Annotated in this window: 15 protein-coding genes and 1 tRNA gene; 9 read left to right on the top strand and 7 right to left on the bottom strand. The window is 61.2% G+C overall.

The genetic code is table 11. The features are described from left to right. The first annotated feature begins 196 nt into the window (after positions 1–196). From HPDFL43_RS06675 to HPDFL43_RS06695, 5 genes are all read left to right on the top strand, one after another. A tRNA-Gln gene (locus HPDFL43_RS06675) sits at positions 197–271 on the top strand. Between the two features lie 92 nt (positions 272–363). Beyond that, entirely contained in the window at positions 364–723 is a 360-nt protein-coding gene (locus tag HPDFL43_RS06680; RefSeq protein ID WP_007196526.1) for a cupin domain-containing protein, read from the top strand. Between the two features lie 116 nt (positions 724–839). Beyond that, entirely contained in the window at positions 840–1,235 is a 396-nt protein-coding gene (locus tag HPDFL43_RS06685; RefSeq protein WP_007196527.1) for a hypothetical protein, read from the top strand. A gap of 170 nt (positions 1,236–1,405) precedes the next feature. Continuing rightward, a complete protein-coding gene (locus HPDFL43_RS06690; protein ID WP_007196528.1) occupies positions 1,406–1,939 on the top strand; it encodes a copper chaperone PCu(A)C in 534 nt (177 codons plus the stop codon). Further along, positions 1,929–2,552 carry an SCO family protein gene (locus HPDFL43_RS06695; protein ID WP_052093169.1) on the top strand — a complete coding sequence of 208 codons (624 nt, stop codon included), beginning with the start codon at positions 1,929–1,931 and terminating at the stop codon, positions 2,550–2,552. Before HPDFL43_RS06690 ends, HPDFL43_RS06695 begins: the two co-directional genes overlap by 11 nt. Positions 2,553–2,597: 45 nt before the next feature. Here the strand turns inward: HPDFL43_RS06695 and HPDFL43_RS06700 are convergent, their stop codons facing one another. From HPDFL43_RS06700 to HPDFL43_RS06710, 3 genes are read right to left on the bottom strand one after another with little or no spacing between them, the layout of a single operon-like run. Next, on the bottom strand, positions 2,598–3,809 hold the full coding sequence (locus HPDFL43_RS06700; RefSeq protein ID WP_007196530.1) for an efflux RND transporter periplasmic adaptor subunit: 1,212 nt from the start codon (positions 3,807–3,809) through the stop codon (positions 2,598–2,600). Between the two features lie 3 nt (positions 3,810–3,812). Further along, complete coding sequence (locus tag HPDFL43_RS06705; RefSeq protein ID WP_156970212.1) at positions 3,813–6,188, bottom strand: ABC transporter permease; 2,376 nt, start codon at positions 6,186–6,188, stop codon at positions 3,813–3,815. Next, on the bottom strand, positions 6,185–6,910 hold the full coding sequence (locus HPDFL43_RS06710; protein WP_007196532.1) for an ABC transporter ATP-binding protein: 726 nt from the start codon (positions 6,908–6,910) through the stop codon (positions 6,185–6,187). The genes HPDFL43_RS06705 and HPDFL43_RS06710 overlap by 4 nt, the downstream gene beginning before the upstream one ends. A 194-nt stretch (positions 6,911–7,104) precedes the next feature. Between HPDFL43_RS06710 and HPDFL43_RS06715 the strand changes: the two genes are divergently transcribed. The 4 genes from HPDFL43_RS06715 to recQ all read left to right on the top strand — a co-directional run bounded on the left by HPDFL43_RS06715 (position 7,105) and on the right by recQ (position 12,174). Next, the gene (locus tag HPDFL43_RS06715) at positions 7,105–7,830 is read left to right on the top strand and encodes a Crp/Fnr family transcriptional regulator (protein ID WP_040449106.1); all 726 of its coding nucleotides are present in this window, start codon (positions 7,105–7,107) and stop codon (positions 7,828–7,830) included. Positions 7,831–7,945: 115 nt separating this feature from the next. Further along, on the top strand, positions 7,946–9,559 hold the full coding sequence (locus HPDFL43_RS06720; RefSeq protein WP_040449107.1) for a GMC family oxidoreductase: 1,614 nt from the start codon (positions 7,946–7,948) through the stop codon (positions 9,557–9,559). Between the two features lie 77 nt (positions 9,560–9,636). Continuing rightward, positions 9,637–10,164, top strand: coding sequence for a molybdopterin adenylyltransferase (mog, locus tag HPDFL43_RS06725; protein WP_007196535.1), 528 nt, complete (start codon positions 9,637–9,639; stop codon positions 10,162–10,164). A gap of 132 nt (positions 10,165–10,296) precedes the next feature. Next, positions 10,297–12,174: a DNA helicase RecQ gene (gene recQ / locus HPDFL43_RS06730; protein ID WP_007196536.1), complete on the top strand. Its 1,878-nt coding sequence runs from the start codon at positions 10,297–10,299 to the stop codon at positions 12,172–12,174. 12 nt (positions 12,175–12,186) lie between these two features. Here recQ and HPDFL43_RS06735 read toward each other — a convergent pair whose 3' ends face one another. The 4 genes from HPDFL43_RS06735 to HPDFL43_RS06750 all read right to left on the bottom strand — a co-directional run bounded on the left by HPDFL43_RS06735 (position 12,187) and on the right by HPDFL43_RS06750 (position 18,891). Beyond that, complete coding sequence (locus tag HPDFL43_RS06735; protein WP_007196537.1) at positions 12,187–15,393, bottom strand: efflux RND transporter permease subunit; 3,207 nt, start codon at positions 15,391–15,393, stop codon at positions 12,187–12,189. Continuing rightward, positions 15,390–16,358: an efflux RND transporter periplasmic adaptor subunit gene (locus tag HPDFL43_RS06740; RefSeq protein WP_007196538.1), complete on the bottom strand. Its 969-nt coding sequence runs from the start codon at positions 16,356–16,358 to the stop codon at positions 15,390–15,392. Before HPDFL43_RS06740 ends, HPDFL43_RS06735 begins: the two co-directional genes overlap by 4 nt. A 209-nt stretch (positions 16,359–16,567) precedes the next feature. Next, positions 16,568–17,692 (bottom strand): glycosyltransferase family 2 protein, encoded by a 1,125-nt coding sequence (locus tag HPDFL43_RS06745; RefSeq protein ID WP_007196539.1) that lies wholly within the window; start codon positions 17,690–17,692, stop codon positions 16,568–16,570. Continuing rightward, entirely contained in the window at positions 17,689–18,891 is a 1,203-nt protein-coding gene (locus HPDFL43_RS06750; RefSeq protein WP_007196540.1) for a glycosyltransferase family A protein, read from the bottom strand. Before HPDFL43_RS06750 ends, HPDFL43_RS06745 begins: the two co-directional genes overlap by 4 nt. Positions 18,892–18,960 lie beyond the last annotated feature (69 nt).

Consider the following 18,960-nt stretch of genomic DNA (forward strand, 5'->3'; position numbering starts at 1 on the left):
TGAAGTCAACATTGGCCGCGCCGGAAAACCTGTTGCACCGGAGGCAAGGCAACAGACCGGCAAAGCACTGCAGCATGGGTGGCGCCTCCGCTTTCGAAAATCATGGAAAGGGGCATTTTCCGCGCTTGTGATCCGATCCGGCTTTTGCTATCCCCGCGAAGGTCCTGACAGGCAATGGTTTGCGGGACCGACATGCTGGGGCGTAGCCAAGTGGTAAGGCAGCGGTTTTTGGTATCGCCATTCCCTGGTTCGAATCCAGGCGCCCCAGCCATGATTTCCTGAGCCCGGTTCGGACGTGGTGTCCGCGAGATCGAGGCCTACCGCTCCGCGTTCTGCCGGACCTGATCCCACCAAGGAACTGTGATGATTGATCTGAAAAGCTTTGGCGATCTTGCGAGCCTTGATCTGGGCGCGTTCTCACCCAAGCCGACCACCTTCACCGAGGGCCAGGTGGAAGCCGCCAAGGAACTCTGGGCGTCCGCCGATGGCGTGAGCAGGGTTGGTGTCTGGGAATGCACGCCGGGGCGGTTTTCCGCCGACCGCACCAAGTCCTCGGAAATCTGCCACATCCTCAGCGGGTCAGCCACGGTCGTGGGAAAACAGGGCGGCGACGAGCGCCGCATCGGACCTGGTGATGTGCTGGTGCTTCCGTTGGGCTGGGAAGGTGAGTGGACCATTCACGAACAGGTCCGAAAGACCTATGTGTTGACCAGCCAGCCGTGATGCCTGCTGGCCTGCAATCAGGTGCAGCGCATCTTGACGCACTGCGCTCCCGGGGCCTTGCGGGCCCTGAGTGGCTTCGGTAAGACACAGCCATAGACAATTCGGGCGAGGTTAGTGTGACCTACCAACGGCTCAAAGGCAGATCGGCATGGGTGCGCATCATATGCGCGCTGGCCCTGTTGATGGTCGCCTTCGCGCACAATCCGCCCAGTGTCTCCCATAAGCTCGCGGCCTATGCCGATGTTGACTTCACCCAGTACATACTTCCCGATGGCACCCTGCCTGATCTCTGCCTGACCGGCAAAGACCATGATGGCCATCATGCCAACAGCAATGGCTGTGAGGCCTGCCGGATCTCCTCTTCAGCCGACCTGCCGCTTCCCGCAAGTGGCGTCTCGGTCAATTGCGGGTCTTTGGCTCACAAGATAACCTTCCCCAAGGTTGTCAGCTTTGTCGCGGTGGCCTTGCGACCTGGCGCTTCGCCGCGCGCTCCGCCGGCACTCCAGGCCTGATTTTGAGGCGCTAAGCCCTCAAATCTGCTCACGCTGAGGCTTGAGCATATGCGCATGCGCGCCAATCAGGCCTTCTTCCCGTCAAATCCCCTGTTTCACGGTCCTTTCACAGGGCCGGACTCTTTGAACAAGCGCGCTCAGGTTCGAGCGCCACCCAGAAAGCAAATGATATGAAGAACATCGTTTTCACACTCACCGCCGCCCTTCTGGGCTTCTCAGCAACCGCAGTGGTTGCCCATGATTACAAGCTTGGGCCGATTGAAATCACCCATCCTTATGCCCGCGCCACTCCGCCCAATGCACCGGTTTCTGGCGGTTACATGACGATACGCAACACCGGTGGTGAAGCTGACCGTCTGATTGGCGGCAAGGCCGGTTTCGCCAAAAAGGTCGAGATCCATGAAATGAGCATGGAGAACGACGTCATGAAGATGCGTGAACTGCCCGGTGGTCTTGAAATTCCGGCTGGTGGCGAGGTCGAACTCAACCCGGGTGGCTTCCATGTCATGTTCATCGGCCTTGATGGCCAGCTCAAGGACGGTGAGACCCGCGCGGTCACCCTGACCTTCGAGAAGGCTGGCTCGATTGATATCAACTTCAATGTCCAGACCATCCAGAGGATGAAGCAAAACATGTCAAAGGACAGCCACGGCAACATGGAGCATGGCGAGATTGATCACAGCAAGATGAAGCATGGCGACTGACTCAGTGTCGCACCATTGGCTGAAAGCCGGGGCCTTGGGGGCGGTTGCGGCCCTTTGCCTCGTCACCATTGGGGTTCTGGGCTGGCAGTTTGCCGTTCAGGGCACTGATAGTTCCCTAACGTCAGGGATGCGGCTGGGGGCCGATTTCACGCTTGTGGATCATGATGGTGAGCCAATCACCCAGGCTGCCTTCGAGGGACGGCCGACGCTGCTCTATTTCGGCTTCACCCGTTGCCCGGAAGTCTGTCCGACCACACTCTACGAGATGGCTGGGTGGCTGGACGCCCTGGGCGATGAGGGCAGGGATCTGCAGGCATTCTTCGTGACTGTCGATCCCGAACGTGACACGCCGGAGATCATGAAAGGCTACTCGGAAGCCTTTACCGACCGTGTGATCGGGATCACCGGCGATCCTGATGAGAGTGCACGGCTGGTTGCCGGCTGGCATGTCTATGCGGCGAAGATCCCGACCGAGGATGGCGATTACACCATGGACCACACGGCCTCGGTGTTTCTCGTCGACAAGCATGGCGTCTTCAAAGGCACGATCTCCTATGGTGAAGATGCCGGAACGGCCATCGCCAAGCTCAGGCGGCTTGCCGGGCTGTCGTAATATGCCTGCCTTTTACAGGCTTGCCCTGACCGGGTTTCGGCCCGGTCAGTCGGCGGTTGCGCGGTCGGCGATCAGGCTGCCATCTTCCAGCGTGTCGCCGGGATAAAGAACAATCCGGTCACCTGCATCCAGTCCTGACAGGACCTCGGCCGTGCGGTCGGTCAAGTGGCCGATCTCGACCGGCGTGACACGGGCCGTGCTGTCCTCGATCCGGAACACCGCCCAATCGCCATTGGCCCTGTAGATCGCGCTCACGGGCACCTGCAGTGCCGCCGGTGAGGACCAGGTGACCAGATTGGCAAGAACCCGGAAGCCGTGGCCAAGATCGTCCGGCGGCGGGTCCTTGAGGGTGAGAATCGCATTGACCCGCTGTTCGGAAATCCCCAGCGCGGAGACCTTGGTAAAGCCTGAGGGTTCGATCCGCTCGACCACCGCTTCGAGCGCCTGATCTCCGCCCCAATCACTGATCAGCACACGGCTGCCCGGCTGGACACGAACCGCATCGGCGGACAGCACATCCACCGTAATCTCCAGATCCGCAGGATTCCCCACCTCGGCAATCAGTTGACCGACACTTGCGGCCTGCTCGCTCTTGGCGTTGAGCGACAGGATTGTGCCGTCAATCGGCGAGACAATTTCGATGCAGCATTGACCATTGGCGGCTTGGATTGGGGTCTGTCCCGGTTGCGTCAGCCGTGCCTCGGCGCTGGCGAGTTCGGCGCGCCTGAGCGCAATCATCGCCTCGGCGGAGGCGACCTGTGCATTTGCCAGGTCAACTTCCCCTACCATTCTCTCCAGTACGCTGTCAGACACGAAATTGGTCCTGGCGAGCTCCATTGCACGGTCCTGACTGGCCTTGGCCAGATCGCGCGCGGTGCGCGCCCGGGTCAGTTCGACTTCCGCCAGCGCCACGCTCGAACGCGCCGCATCGATGGCCGCCATCAGTTCGGTGTGGGTCCTGGTGTCAATAAAGGGTGGGTCCAGCGGATGGATCCGGGTGATCGCCTCGCCCGCGCCGATCGGATCGCCGACCGATTTGATCACCCGGTCGAGATGGCCTGCAATCGGTGAGGATATGGCATAGACATTGCGGATGCGCGTGATCCCGTCCTCCTCCACCGTGACCAGCATCGCTTCTTGCGACACGGTTGCGAGATCGACGAGGACAGGATTCGGCTTGAAGGCGATATAGATCACGCCGCCAACAATCGCTGCGGCAGCCAGCCCGGTGAGACTTTTGAAAAGCATGGAAGCCATGGGTCATTCCCTTGTCTTGAGCACCCGAATGAGGTCGAGATGGTCGATGCGCCGGCGCACGATCAGCGCCGAAAGCAGTGCCGCCGCGAGCACCACCAGGCTCGACAGCGCATAGGTTGATGGATTGATGATCAGCGGAATCCGGAACAGGTCGTTTTCAAATCCCTTTGCGACCAATGCCGAAAAACTCTTTCCGATAACCCAGCCCAGCGGTTGGGCCAGGAGCACCATAATGCTCAGTTCGGTGAGCAGAACGCTCGACACTTCGCGGCTTGTGAAGCCGAAAACCCTGAGGCTGGCAAGCTCGCGTGCGCGCTCGGAGAGCTGGATCCGGGCCGAGTTGTAAATCACGCCAAATGTGATGATGAGCGCCAGCGACACATAGATCGTGATGCTGATGCCGATGTTTTCCTCGACCAGCGCGCGAAAGCGCTGCCGCGAAATCCCCTGCAGAGCCACCGAGGCAATCGCCGGCGTTTGCTTGACCTCTTGATAGAGCGCGTTGATCTGACTTTCATCGACAATCACCCGCGCACCGGAAATACGGCTTCCCTCGCCGGCCATCCGGTCGAGGGCTTCCCGGCTCATATTGGCATTCAGCCCGATATAGCTGTTGGTCAGGCCGACCAGTGTGACAAGCGCAGTGCGGTCGCGGCCGTCCTTCAGTTCAACCTCGACCTGATCCCCCAATGCCAGGCCGAGATGGCTGGCCAGGCGCTCTGACAGCAGAATGCCCTTTGGCGGCAGCTTGATAGGAGCAAAGTCTTGATCCAGCACCCGGCTGACATCGGTTTCCGGGTCGGAACCGATGACCTGAACATTGCGCGACCTGTGTCCGTTTCTCAGCGTTGCGGCTTCAGAGCGGAAAGGTTCAGCCGCGATCACGCCCGGCAGCCGCGCAACCTCACGGATCGCATCTTGCGAGCGGGCCGTGGCAAACACAAGCGTCGCATCCTGCCGGTCAGCCCTGAACCAGATGGTGTCGATCATGTGATCAATGGAATCCAGCGCGAACAGCGATGTGATCAGCAGCGCCACCGGCAGCGCCGTCCCCAGCGTCGTCAGGGTCGTTCGCAATGGCCAGCGTACCAGATGTCTGAGCGCCATCACTGTGAGTTGCGAAAACAACTGCCGGAAGGCGCAAGACAAACCGCCCAACAGGCTGCGATACTTGGTCGGCGCCGGTGGACGCATGGCAACCGCAGGGGGCAATCGCACGGCCCCCATAATTGCGTTCGCGGCCCCTGCCAGCGCTGCCGCAAAGGTGATCAGCGTAGAGATGACATAGAGATCGGGTTCGCGCGAGAACACCAGGAACGGAAATGAATAGAACTCGCCGTAAAGCGACGCCATTCCGTGCCCCAGCCGTGTGCCAGCAATTGCGCCGATTGTCACTCCGACAACCGAAATCACCAAAGTCAGCTTGGCATAGTGCCAGGCAATGGCTGAGTTGGTGTAGCCGACGGCCTTTAAAAGGCCGATCTGCTCGCGTTCCAAGGCAATCAGCCGGGTCATGATCATGTTGACCAGAAACACGGCGATGAACAGGAAGATCGGCGGGATCACCTGGGCCATCGCCTTGAGCTGATCGAGTTCTGAATCAAGAAACGCATCGGAAGGATGATCCTTCCGGTCATAGGCCCCGGTGCCGCCATAGGGCTCGAGAATGCTGTCCAGCCGGGCGATCACCTCCTTCTTGTCGGCTGCGCGCGCAAGTGTCAGCGACACGTCATTGAACGCGCCAACCATGTCGTAGGCGCCTTCAATGGCCGCGCGCCGCATGTGGATGACGCCGTAGCGCCGCTGGTCAGGCACCATGTCGCCGGGTCCGATAGCGTAGACATGCTCGGGCGACAGGGTGATCCCGGTGATCGACAGTGTAAGCTTGCGGCCATTGATCAGCACATCGAACTGATCGCCTGGCCGGAACCCGTGGGCCAGCGCAAAAGATTCTATGATCGCGGCCTCGTCGCTGCGGCCGGGCTCGGGCATCCGGCCGGAACGCAGATAGAGCCGGTTGACCGCCGGTTCTCCATGGTCCGGGATCGAAATCAGCATGCCTGAGGCAGGTTCAGCCATGCCGGCAATGTCGATGATCACCGGATTTACGATCCGGGTCGCCACGGCCGACACCCCGTCAATTGCAAGGATTGCCGATTTGATGCCATCGGGCGCACGCGTCACCGAGGCGAAGATGTCGCCAAACCGGGTGCGGTCATAAAAGGCCGAACGGGTTTCATCGAGAGCGCGCGTCGCTCCCAGAGCCAGAATCAGTGTCATCACCCCGCAGGCCATCACCAGCGCCACGGCCAGCGCCTGCGCCCAGAGCCGGGCAAGGTCGCGGACAAGCTTGCGGTCGAGCATACTCAACGGGTTCACCAGCTGACCTCCGATGGCTTGATCTGGTTGGCGTTGATCTCTTCTGATGCGATCCGGCCATCGCGAAAGGAAAACACCCGGTGCGCGATTTTCTGGATTCCGGCGTTGTGGGTAATGATCGCGGTGGTCGCGCCGGTTTCAGCGTTCACCCGCGCCAGCGCCTCGAGCACGATGATGCCGGTGGCCGAATCAAGTGCGCCGGTGGGCTCATCGCACAACAGCACCTCGGGGTTCTTGGCGATGGCCCGGGCAATGGCCACCCGCTGTTGTTCGCCGCCGGACAATTGCGCCGGAAAATGGTCCATCCGGTCTTCAAGCCCGACCAGCGCAAGTGCATCCGATGGTGGCATCGGATGTTTGGCAACCTCGGTGATTAGGGCAACATTTTCCCAGGCTGTCAGGCTCGGAATCAGATTGTAGAACTGGAAAACGAAGCCGACATGATCCCGGCGGTAGGCGGTCAGCTCCCGGTCGCTGGCGCCTGAGAGTTCCCGGCCTCTGAAGCGCACAGACCCCGAGGTTGGCCGGTCGAGGCCGCCAATGATATTGAGCAGAGTCGACTTGCCGCTGCCCGACGGGCCCAGCAGAACGGCCATTTCACCGGCCTGCAGCGTCAGGTCGACACCATTGAGGGCACGCACCTCAATCTCCCCGGTCTGGTAGATCTTGGTCAATCCGGAAACGTCGAAGATCGGCGCGGCGGCGGTCGGGTCGTTGGACATCGCAGGATCATACAGCGACCAAATTGGCGCTCCTTGATGCGCATCAAGTCTGCAGAATGATTTGAATTGCTCTCTCTCTCTGATATTTTGCGGGAATTGTCGGCCGCTTATGCAACTCAGGCGAAAATCCTGCGATATCTTGCGGGTTGGCATTCCGTGTTGCTCCGGTACACTGCAACGGATCGGAGAGTGCCATGGATGTTCAACGCAAAGACGTGCACAACTCGGACACACCCGTGTTGTGCCAGGCTTGTGAGAGCAGGCACCGTGGCGTGTGCGGTGCCCTCAATGGCGATCAATTGTTGCGGTTGAGCAAGCATTCAACCCGTCGAACGGTGGAGCCCGGCACGGAGCTGGTCGGCGAGAGCCTGCAGACAACGAGCTATTCCAACATCATCTCCGGCGTCGTGAAGCTCTCGAAGATGATGGCGGACGGCCGTCAGCAGATCGTCGGGCTGCAATTTGCACCGGATTTTCTGGGCCGTCCCTTCCGCTCCGAGAATGGCGTCAGCGCTGAAGCGGCCACCGAGGTTCAGGTCTGTTCCTTCTCCAAGCACCTGATCGAGCGGATGATTTCCGAAATGCCGGAACTGGAACACAAGCTGCTTGAACAGACGCTCAATGAGCTCGACGAGGCGCGCGACTGGATGCTCACCCTCGGCCGCAAGACCGCCGGGGAAAAGGTCGCAAGCTTCGTGCTGCTGATCGCCACCCACGCATTCCCGGACAATGAAAAGGATTCGATCGAGTTCGATTTGCCGATGAGCCGGGTCGACATCGCCGATTTTCTTGGCCTGACGATGGAAACCGTGAGCCGGCAGCTCACCAAACTGCGCAAGGACGGCGTGATCCATATCGTCAACAACAGGCATGTTACAGTGCCTGATATCTCCCGGCTGTCCGACCGTGCCGGCTTCTGACCATCGCCCCACCGGTTTATTCCAGAGCTTACGTATTTCTGTCTAACGTAAACTGCTGTTTTCATCCCGCCGAAGCTGTTCTAGGCTTGCCGTACGAAGCCATTGGGAGGTGGGTATGGAGTTCGACTATGTGATCGTCGGCGGCGGTTCCGGCGGATCGGTGCTCGCTGCAAGGCTGAGCGAAGATCCGGCGGTCAGGGTTTGCCTGTTGGAGGCCGGCGGCGATGGCAAGGGCATTCTCGTCCGCGCGCCGCTGGGCATGGTCGCGATGCTGCCAGGGCGTCCGAAGATCAACAACTGGGCATTCGAGACCGTGCCGCAACCCGGTCTCAATGGCCGCCGCGGCTATCAGCCAAGAGGCCGCGCGCTGGGTGGCTCCAGTGCCATCAATGCGATGCTTTACATTCGCGGCCACCCGTCCGACTACGATGACTGGGCGGCACTCGGCTGCGAGGGATGGAGCTGGTCCGATGTGTTGCCCATCTTCCGCCGCTCCGAGGCCAATATCCGTGGTGAGGACGGACTGCATGGGGCCGGTGGACCGCTGCAGGTGTCTGAACAGCGCAATCCACGCCCGATCAGCCATGCCTTTGTCGATGCCGCCAGTGAAGTCCAGATCCGCCGCAATGATGATTTCAACGGGCCTGACCAGGAAGGGGCAGGGCTCTATCAGGTGACCCAGTTCTGGCAGGATGGCAAACAGGGCGAACGTTGTTCGGCGGCTGCCGCCTACCTGCACCCGGTGATGAACAGGCCCAATCTTCAGGTCATCACCGGCGCCCGGGCCACACGTGTGCTGCTTGACGGCCAGACAGCAACCGGCGTGGCCTACCGCAAGGGCGGAGCCGAGCACCATGTCATGGCTGGAGCCGAGGTCATCCTGTGCGGTGGCGCGTTCAACTCGCCGCAACTGTTGATGCTCTCGGGCATCGGCCCGGGCGAGCATCTGCGTTCGCGCGGCATCTCCTTGGTCAAGGATCTGCCAGGCGTTGGCCGCAATCTGCAGGACCACCTCGATTTCATCTACACCGCCAAGACCCGGGACACCGACGTTCTGGGGCTCGGTCCTGTCGGCGCCTACAAGCTTCTCCGCCACATCCTGGATTGGCGGCGTGACGGCTCGGGCCTTGTCGCCACGCCCGGGGCTGAAAGCGGCGCGTTCGTCAAGTCCGATCCGGGCCTCGACCGACCTGATCTGCAACTCCATTTTGTCGCCGCCCTGGTTGATGATCATTCCCGCAAGCTGCATTGGGGCTACGGCTATTCCTGCCATGTCTGCGCGCTCAGGCCACATTCGCGCGGCGAGGTCGGCCTCAACGGTCCCGACCCGATGCTGCCGCCGCGCATTGATCCGAAATACCTTTCCGATGAGCGCGACGCACAGCTGATGCTCAACGGCGCCAGGCTGACCCGCAAGATCATGGATGCCCCCTCGATGCGCAAATACCGGCTCAAGGAGGTCTACACCCGCGAAGGCATGGATGACGCCGAGCTGATGGCCCATATCCGCGCCCGCGCCGACACCATCTATCACCCGGTCGGCACCTGCAAGATGGGCCGCGACGCAATGGCGGTGACCGATCCCGCGCTCAAGGTGCATGGCGTTGAAAGACTGCGCGTCGTCGACGCCTCCGTCATGCCGACGCTGATCGGCGGCAACACCAATGCCCCCACCATCATGATCGCAGAAAAGGCGGCCGACATGATCCGGGCGCAGTCAAAGGCCTAAGAGCGGATCGCGGTTGCCGGGCTGCGCGCCGGTTGCTACGAGCATTCCTCCAGTCGTCACATAACCGGGAGCTTTCCATGACCGTTCGTATCGCCGTTCTCACCGTGTCCGACCGCGCCAGTCGGGGCGAGTATGAGGATCTGGGCGGGCCGGCGGTGAAGGCCTGGCTCGAGCGGGTAATGTCCTCGCCTGCCGAGATCGCGGTTCACGTCATTCCAGACGGGCTTGAAAGCGTCCGCGATACACTGATCCGGCTGTGCGACGAGGACGGTGTCGACATGGTGCTGACCACTGGCGGCACCGGTCCCAGCCCACGTGATCTCACGCCCGAAGCCATGAAACAGGTTATGGAGAAGGAACTGCCGGGCTTTGGCGAGCTGATGCGCAAGGTGAGCCTCGATTTCGTGCCCACCGCCATCCTGTCGCGCCAGACCGCGGGCACCCGTGGCAAGACGTTGATCGTCAATCTGCCCGGCAAGCCCGGTTCGATCGACACCTGCCTCACGGCCGTGTTTCCGGCCATTCCCTTCTGCCTCGATCTGATCGGCGCAGGCCGGATCGAGACCCATGATCACATCCTCAAGGCGTTCCGGCCCGCCAAGTAGCGCGGCCTCAACCAACGCCGGCACCTTCCACAAGCCAAAATCTGTCATTGCTGACGCGAAAAATCTGCAACCAACCCTCGTGGCGGGTTCGCGGCCTGTGCCATAGTGCGGTCTCAACACGAAAGCGATTCCATGCCCTCTCCCGACACCCGCATCGAGCCAGTCTTTGACGACGCGGCCCCCGGCAACCCGGCCTTGAACAATCCCTTGGCGATCCTCAAACGCGTCTACGGCTATGACGCCTTTCGCGGCAGGCAGGCCGAGGTCGTTGATCAGGTCACCGCGGGCGGCGATGCGGTGGTGCTGTTTCCCACGGGCGCAGGCAAATCTCTCTGTTTCCAGATCCCCGCCCTTTGCCGTGACGGCGTCGGCGTGGTGGTCTCGCCGTTGATTGCGCTGATGCGCGATCAGGTCGAGGCGCTCAGGCAATTGGGGGTGAGGGCCGCAGCGCTCAATTCCTCGCTGACACGCGAAGAGTTCATCGAGGTGGCAAGCGCCATTTCCTCGGGTCAGCTTGATCTCTTGTATGTCACGCCCGAGCGGATCGTCACGCAATCCTTCAAGGATCTGATCGGCAACGCCAGGATCGCGCTTTTTGCCATCGATGAGGCCCATTGCGTGTCGCAGTGGGGCCATGATTTCAGGCCCGAATACCGCGAATTGGGGCGTCTGGCCGAGCAATATCCGGGCGTGCCGCGCATGGCGCTGACGGCGACCGCCGATCCGCACACGCGTGAAGACATCATCGACAAGCTGGCACTCCATTCAGCCCAGGTCTTCACCACCTCGTTTGACCGCCCCAACATCGCCTATGAGATTGTCGAACGCGACCAGCCGCGCCAGCAGCTCTTGCGCTTCCTGTCGCGCCACAAGGGCTCGAGCGGCATCGTCTATTGCCTGTCACGCGCCAAGGTGGAGGACACCGCCGGGTGGCTCAACAAGCAGGGGGTGAGGGCGCTCGCCTATCATGCCGGCATGGACCGCGCGATGCGCGACGCCAACCAGGACGCCTTCCTCAAGGAGGAGGACCTCTGTCTGGTCGCAACCGTCGCCTTCGGCATGGGCATCGACAAGCCCAATGTCCGCTATGTCGCCCATCTCGACCTGCCGGGCTCGGTGGAAGCCTATTATCAGGAAACCGGCCGTGCCGGGCGTGACGGGCTGCCGTCCGATGTGTGGATGTCCTACGGCATGGCTGATGTGATCCAGCGCGGACGGATGATCGACAATGGCAGCTCTGGCGATGATGTGAAGCGCGTCGAACGCGCCAAGCTCAATGCGCTTCTGGCCATATGCGAAACCCCGGGCTGCCGCCGCCAGGCCATCCTCGCCCATTTCGGCGAAACCCATCCAGGCAAGTGCGGCAATTGCGACACCTGCCTGACCCCGGTGGAAACCTGGGACGGCACAGACGCGGCGATCAAGGCCCTGGCCGCGGTCTACCGCACCGGTGAGCGCTTTGGCACCGGCCATCTGGTGGATGTTCTGACCGGCAATGAGAATGAAAAGACCAGACGCTTCGGTCATGTTGATATGCCGGTGTTTGGCGCGGGGAACGATTTGCCGGCCAAGACCTGGCAATCGGTCTACCGCCAGCTTCTCGCAGCCGGTCTGGTTTCGGTCGACCATGAAGCATTCGGCGCCCTGAAACTCGAGCCCGATGCCCGTGCGGTGTTCAAGCGTGAACGCGAAGTGCTGTTCCGCAAGGACCGCCCCACCAAGGGCAAGGCCGCGCGCAGCAGTGGATCGGCCGGCGCGGCGCGCGCCAAGGCGAGCCTCGAAGGCGCAGATCTCGAACTCTTCGAGGCCCTTCGCGCCACCCGCACCACAATCGCCAAGGCGCTTTCGGTGCCGCCCTATGTGATCTTTCCGGATACGACGCTGGTCGCCTTCGCCACCATCCGTCCTCTCGACGAGGAAGCACTGCTGGATATCTCCGGCGTCGGCCAGTCCAAGCTGGAGCGCTATGGCGATGATTTTCTCACCGTCATTCGAAAGCACACGCGATAAGCGGTCTTTTGGTCAGGTCCGCATCACCCGGTAGATCGCCGGGATCACCAGCACGGTGAGCGCTGTGGATGAGGCCAGCCCGAACAGAAGCGAGATCGCCAGGCCCTGAAAAATCGGATCGGTCAGGATCACCGCCGCCCCGATCATCGCCGCAAGGGCTGTCAGGATGATCGGCTTGAAGCGGATGGCGCCCGCCTCGATCAGCACCGGGGTCAACGGCGTGCCCGGTTCATGGGCATGGCGGATGAAATCCACCAGCAGGATCGAGTTGCGCACGATGATGCCGGCAAGCGCGATGAAACCGATCATCGAGGTGGCCGAGAACGGCGCGCCGAACAGCCAGTGGCCCGCGAGAATGCCGATAAAGGTGAGCGGCACCGGTGTCAGGATCACCAAAGGTGCCTTGAACGACCCGAACTGCGCCACCACCAGGATGTAGATGCCCAGAAGCGCCACGCCGAAGGCCGCCCCCATGTCGCGGAAGGTCACCCAGGTGACTTCCCATTCTCCGTCCCACAGAAGCGTCGAGACCTGTTCGTCGGCGGGCTGGCCATGAAGCGCGATCACCGGTTTTTCAAGGCCGATCCAGTCCATGGCGTCCAGGGCTTCCTGAACCGCGAGCATGCCGTAGAGCGGTGCCTCATAGGCCCCGGCCAGTTCGGCCATCACCATTTCCGCTGCCCGCCCATTGTGCCGGAACACGGGGAAGGAGGTGGTTTCCTGCGAAACGGTCACCACATCGCCCAGTTCGACAATGCTGCGGTCGCCCGGCAGCACATTGGCCGGGATCGGCGTTGTCAGAAAGCGTTCGTCAATCAGCCGGTCGGCGCGTGGCCGCTCGAGCCTGATGGCAATCGGCGCCCGGCCGCCACCGCGATGCGAGTAACCCACCGTCTGGCCGGAATTGAGAATGGCGATGGTGTCGAACACGTCGCGCTCCTCGACCCGGAAAAACTCTAGTGCATCGGTGGAAACCGTCACCCGCGCCCGGTCTGCGGGCTGGCCCCAGGAATTGTCGATATCGACGATGAAATCAGCCGACCGGAAGGCTTCTTCCACCCGCGCGGCGACCGCGCGCCGTGTCTGCGCGTCCGGGCCGTAGATTTCGGCCAGCAGCGTGGCCATCACCGGCGGCCCTGGCGGCGGCTCGACAACCTTCAGGCTGGCACCGTCCGGCAGCGGGATTGCCGCGATCCGATTACGCAGGTCGAGCGCAATCTCGTGGCTTGATCTCTCGCGCTCCTGTTTCGGCGTCAGATTGAGCGCCACATCGCCCATCTGGGTTTCAGAGCGCAGAAACGAATGCCGCACCAGGCCGTTGAAATTGAACGGTGCTGCCGTTCCCGCATGGGTCTGGGCGGATTTGACTTCTTCCAGTCTGAGCGCTTCGCGCGCCACGGCCTGGGCGATGGCGTCGGTCGCTTCCACCGGGGTGCCTTCGGGCAGGTCGATGAACACCGAAAGCTCTGACTTGTTGTCAAACGGCAGGAGCTTGACCGTCACATGCTTGGTGTAGAACAGCGACAGCGAGCCGAGCGTCAGCACTCCGACCGCGATCAGGAAGATCCAGGCCCGCGCCTTGCTGGCGAGCACCGGACGCGCCACGGCGCGGTAGAGCCTGCCGAGCAGCCCACCCGGCTCCGCGCCTTCGCCGTCTCCATGATGGATCGGCGCCCGGCCGGCGATCTTGAGCATCAGCCAGGGCGTTACCATCACCGCGACAAAGAACGAGAACACCATCGCCGCGGATGCATTGGCCGGGATCGGGCTCATATAGGGGCCCATCATGCCTGAGACAAACAGCATCGGCAGCAGCGCCGCCACCACGGTCAGCGTCGCGACAATGGTCGGATTGCCGACTTCGGCAACTGCCTCGATCGCGGCTTGCTTGCGCTCGCGCCCGTCGCCCATGCCCCAGTGCCGGGCGATGTTTTCGATCACCACAATGGCGTCGTCCACCAAGATCCCGATCGAGAAGATCAGCGCGAACAGCGACACGCGATTGAGCGTATAGCCCATCACCCTGGAGGCAAACAGCGTCAGCAGGATCGTCACCGGAATGACGACGGCCACCACCAGCGCCTCACGCCAGCCGATCGCCATCCAGACCAGAATGATGATCGAGACGGTCGCCAGACCCAGATGGTAGAGCAGCTCATTGGCTTTCTCGTTGGCGGTTTCGCCATAATCGCGCGTCACCTCCACGGCCATCGTGTCGGGAATCAGCGAGCCTTCCAGATGCTCGGTGCGCTCGAGGATCTGTCCGGCCACCAGCACCGCATTGGCGCCCGCGCGCTTGGCGATCGCCAAAGTGACGGCTGGTGTCCGCGTGATACCATCGCCGGAGCGAACCACGGTGGCAACAATCTCGGGTGTCTCGTCGGTGGCAAAGGAGATGTCGGCGAGATCGCGCACATAGACCGGCCGCCCGTCGCGGCTGGTGATCAGCAGATTGCCGATCTCGGCGGGCGCATAGAGCGTTTCGCCGACCATCAGATCAGCTGCCTGGCCGTTGATCGTCACCTGGCCCGCGGGAAAGGCGCGGTTGGCGCTCGTCACCTTCGCAGCCAGTTGCTGCAATGTGACCCCGTAAAGCGCCAGCCGCTTGGGATCGGGTGCAATGCGGATGATTTCGTCGACATCGCCCACCAGATAGGTGAGTCCTACATCATCGATCTTGGAAAGTTCAGTCCTGAGCTCACGGGCAATCCGGGTCAGGTCATTGGCGCTTACGCTGTCGCCGGCCGCCGGGGAGGGCGTCAGGGTCAGCGATATGATTGCTACATCGTCAATGCCGCGCCCGACAATCAACGGTTCGGGAATGCCGACCGGAATCCGGTCGATATTGGCGCGCACCTTGTCATGAACCCTCAGGATTGCCGCATCGGTCTGGGTGCCCACGATGAAGCGCGCGGTCACCACAACCTTGTTGTCCGCACTTTGCGAATAGACATGCTCGACGCCGTCTATGCTCTTGACGATGGTCTCGAGTGGTTCAGTGACCAGCTTGACCGCATCGTCGGCCTTCAGGCCTGGTGCTGCGAGCATGATGTCGACCATCGGCACTGAGATTTGCGGCTCTTCCTCGCGCGGCAGCGTCAGCAGTGCTACCAGCCCGAAGGCGAAGGCTGCGAGAAGGAACAGCGGGGTCAGTGGCGAAACGATGAACCCACGCGTCAGCTGGCCCGCGATGCCCAGGGGGGATTTGCCTGCTGTCATGGCAGCACCACCATGTCGCCAGCCGACAGTCCGCTGATCACCTCGGTCATGCCCTCGTGCTCGCCGGTAAGGTTGGCGCCCAGGATGACGGTGCGCTCAACTGCAACGCCATCACGGTTTTCAACGCGGATGAAATCCACCCCGTGGCGGCTGATGAGGGCCGACTGGGGTGCCAGCAAAGCCTGCCGCGTGCCGATCGGCACATCGACCAGAATGCGCGCATTGACGAACGCGGTGTCGAGCTTGTCGACCTCCACATCGGCGATAACCCGTCCGTTTTCGATCTGCGGATAGATCTTTGCAAGCCGGCCTCCTGCCTCCGCCCCCGCTGTCGCAATGCGGATGCTGGAACCGGTCTGCAATTGACCGGCAAAGCGTTCAGGCACGGCAAGCCTGAGATAGAAGCCGCCGGAGCCGATGGTCGCCACCGGTTCTCCGGGCATGATCACCGCGCCGCGGCTGGCCGGTACTGTCAGCACCCGGCCATCTGCCGGCGCGACGATCGTGCCTTCGCTTTGCTGCTGGGTCAGAACCGCGCGCTGCGCCTGGGTCGAGACGATCTGGTTGCGGGTGACCTCCACATCGGTTGACAATTGCGCCAGCCGCTGGCGGGTGACCACGCCCTGATTGAGCAGGGTCTCCCCGCGTGCGAACTCTGCCTGGGCCGTTTCAAGCTGGACTTCAAGCGCTGCAAGCTGCGCATCAAGCGCGTCGATCTGGAAGGCGATCTTGTCATCGATCACCAGCCCCAATGTCTGCCCTGCCGTGACCAGATCCCCCTCGCTGATCATGAGCTCTTCAATGACGCCGCCGATGCGCGCCCGTGCGGGCACGATGTCGCGCGATTCGACGCGCGCCTGAACAGCTTTCCACTCCGTGATCTCGGTTGGAGAGATGCTCAGCGTCTCGGCTTCGGCACCGTTGGCCAAGAGCAGAACTGCCAGGATCAAGCTTCGCGTTTTCATTCGTTTCGCCTCATTGCAATACAGGATCAGCCGGGGCCGAAGTCAGGGTGTGTTTCTGAAACAATGGACCCGCGCCAAGCGCCAGTCGTTGCCCACGATCAATTCCCGGCACTTTTCAGGAATATATGTAATCATTTATATATGATATCGTAGATATAAAATCAACTGTCTGTCCGCACAGTCGCCACTCGGACAGACAGCGGCCAGATTCAGGCGAGCTTGTGATCGAGAAGGTGCACCGGAAACGAGATCGCGTTGATCAGCCGGTAGAACGAAGCAGCATCCTGCGTGGCATCCATGGCCATGTCGAAATAGAGGGTCTCTTCCATGATGCCCTGAAACCGTGGCACCTTGGGCTTGCGCTTGAACTCCGGCTTGAAATCCTTGAGCCCGCGTTTGCCAATCCAGTCCTCAATCGCCTTGGCATAGGCCGCCTTGCGGGCATGAAAAGCCTCGCCAGAGGTGGCGGTTTCGCAATCCTTCACACAGGCGGCAATGAAACCGCTCTGCCAGCCATCAAGTTCGATACCGTAGCGGCGTTTGAACGCCTCGATCGCAAGGGCAGTGGCGCCTGCGACACCCATGGTGGGAGAAAACGGAAACCCCTCAAGCGCCTGTGACTCCATGGATAGCGCCGCATCAGCATCGGTCGAGCACCTGCATTGCACAGACAGTGGACGTTCCCAGAACACCATGCGCTTGGCCAGCATTGTCACCTTGCAAAGACTGTCGATGTCCGGGCGGGCGTTCTCGAAATACACGTTCGAGAAGGCTGACCTGATCTGGTCGAGCACCGTGCGCCGCACCGCGCCGTGCCAGGCGCTGAAATGGCAGTCCGGCCGCTCGGATGCGCCGGCCCAGTAGAACAGACGGCGCATCATCTCGTCCTGCTCGGGCAACAGCAGTTTGCTGCCGGTGGGAACACGCGCAATCTCCTTCCCGTCACCGAGCTCCGGAGGCACGAATTCGGCCCGTCCCCAGGACAGCGCGTCAGCGTTGGACACCCGTTTGAGCGTTGCAGCGATCACCTCGCAGATGTCCGGATCGGCGTAGTCGTTCTCGCCGATGATCGAGATCCAGTCCCCTGTGGCATGCTCGATCATCTGGTTCCAGTCAGCACTCAAGCTCGCCGGAGCCGTATCCATTTCAATCACCCGCAACCGTGGATCATGGATCGCGGCTGCAAGCGGTTCACTGGCCCGCTCCACTCCATCGCGGAAATCGCCGACCACGATTTCGAAATCACTCCGGGAGCTGAGCAACATTTGCTTGAGTGCATTCTCGAACCCGGCGGCAGGCTTGATTGCCGCAATGCAGATCGAAAGCAAAGTCACAGCGCGAACACCCTGGTTCCGCTTATCAGGCTGTCAACCGGAATGATGGCATGTTCACCAAACCGGTAGAACTCGGCTGGTGTTTGAGCGCCGATGTCGGCTTCGCGAACATTGAGACGGTTATCATTCACCCCACTGAGCTGGTTGACGGATCTGGGTGGGCTGAATGGTGCCGGCGTGAAATGCGATGCCCATTTCCCACCCTCCCAATCAGCAAACCCGCGTGAGAAACACTCAACCTTCGCCGCATGGGTTTGCGCGTCAGTAGAGAATTTACATTCGTCCATGGCGGCATGGGCGAAGTTGATCCCAAAACTTGCTGTGCTGTGGCAATAGGTGTGACAGAACCAGGCCGTTGCGGCAGCAATGCTCTGGCATAAAGATGCGCCCGGATCATCGAACACGAACGGGAAGAACGGTTGGTGAAGCTCGATAGAACCGCTGGATTCGGCAACAAATGTCTTGACCCTTGTCTTGAGGACATCGGGCGAAAGAATGGACGCGGAGTTCGATGCAAGACAGGCACCAAGCACTGAGAACGGACGTTCGGAATGAACAATCCGCTTTGACTGGGCCAGCACCTTGCAGGTGTTTTCCCAGTCGACGATCGGGTGCTCGAAGTAGCGCCCGCCATAGGTATCGCGGATCCGCTGCATCAGCGAGCGTTTGATCGCGCCATGATAGATGCCGACGCCCACACTGGGGCTGCGTTTGCGTTCGCTCCACCGGTAAAGCTGGTCAGCTAGGCCTTCATGCGAAGGCAAACGGGTCTCATTGGCAAGTGGAATGCTGGCCAGCGTCGGAACCGGCCTGTTGTCGGGCCACTGGTAGGTCATGCACTCCCAGCTGATGGCGTCGACATCGCGGTAGAGCACTTCGTAGCGCCGGATTATGCCAGCAAGCTGGGGGTCGATGTAATCATCATCGCCGATCACCGAAATCCAGCGCCCTTCGGCATGACTGACAACCCGCTCCCAGTTGTCGACCATTGAAAGCACCGATGGTCCCGGCGGGATCAGCCGGAAGCGCGGATCCGAAAAATGCTGTGCAAAGAAGTCGCCAAGCTGACTGGGATCGTCGGAATTGTCCGAGACAATCACCTCGAAATCATTGCCTTCGGACTGGGCCAGCGCCGTGATGGTCTTGATGCAGTAGGCTTGGCGATTGCGCGTCGGCAGGCAGATCGTCAGGAGAACCATGGACAGCTTTCATGCGGAGAATCCCGATGGCGCAAATCTGGCAGAGAAAACTTGTGCCATGCTTGCACC

Source organism: Hoeflea phototrophica DFL-43, from assembly GCF_000154705.2.
GTDB classification, from domain to species: Bacteria; Pseudomonadota; Alphaproteobacteria; order Rhizobiales; family Rhizobiaceae; genus Hoeflea; species Hoeflea phototrophica.

Excerpts from the sequence above, each read along its gene's own strand:
- recQ (WP_007196536.1), top strand. The coding sequence starts at position 10,297 with ATGCCCTCTCCCGACACCCGCATCGAGCCAGTCTTTGACGACGCGGCC.
- HPDFL43_RS06720 (WP_040449107.1), top strand. The coding sequence starts at position 7,946 with ATGGAGTTCGACTATGTGATCGTCGGCGGCGGTTCCGGCGGATCGGTG.
- HPDFL43_RS06715 (WP_040449106.1), top strand. The coding sequence starts at position 7,105 with ATGGATGTTCAACGCAAAGACGTGCACAACTCGGACACACCCGTGTTG.
- HPDFL43_RS06695 (WP_052093169.1), top strand. The coding sequence starts at position 1,929 with ATGGCGACTGACTCAGTGTCGCACCATTGGCTGAAAGCCGGGGCCTTG.
- HPDFL43_RS06735 (WP_007196537.1), bottom strand. The coding sequence starts at position 15,393 with ATGACAGCAGGCAAATCCCCCCTGGGCATCGCGGGCCAGCTGACGCGT.
- HPDFL43_RS06680 (WP_007196526.1), top strand. The coding sequence starts at position 364 with ATGATTGATCTGAAAAGCTTTGGCGATCTTGCGAGCCTTGATCTGGGC.
- mog (WP_007196535.1), top strand. The coding sequence starts at position 9,637 with ATGACCGTTCGTATCGCCGTTCTCACCGTGTCCGACCGCGCCAGTCGG.
- HPDFL43_RS06740 (WP_007196538.1), bottom strand. The coding sequence starts at position 16,358 with ATGAAAACGCGAAGCTTGATCCTGGCAGTTCTGCTCTTGGCCAACGGT.
- HPDFL43_RS06750 (WP_007196540.1), bottom strand. The coding sequence starts at position 18,891 with ATGGTTCTCCTGACGATCTGCCTGCCGACGCGCAATCGCCAAGCCTAC.
- HPDFL43_RS06710 (WP_007196532.1), bottom strand. The coding sequence starts at position 6,910 with ATGTCCAACGACCCGACCGCCGCCGCGCCGATCTTCGACGTTTCCGGA.
- HPDFL43_RS06690 (WP_007196528.1), top strand. The coding sequence starts at position 1,406 with ATGAAGAACATCGTTTTCACACTCACCGCCGCCCTTCTGGGCTTCTCA.
- HPDFL43_RS06700 (WP_007196530.1), bottom strand. The coding sequence starts at position 3,809 with ATGGCTTCCATGCTTTTCAAAAGTCTCACCGGGCTGGCTGCCGCAGCG.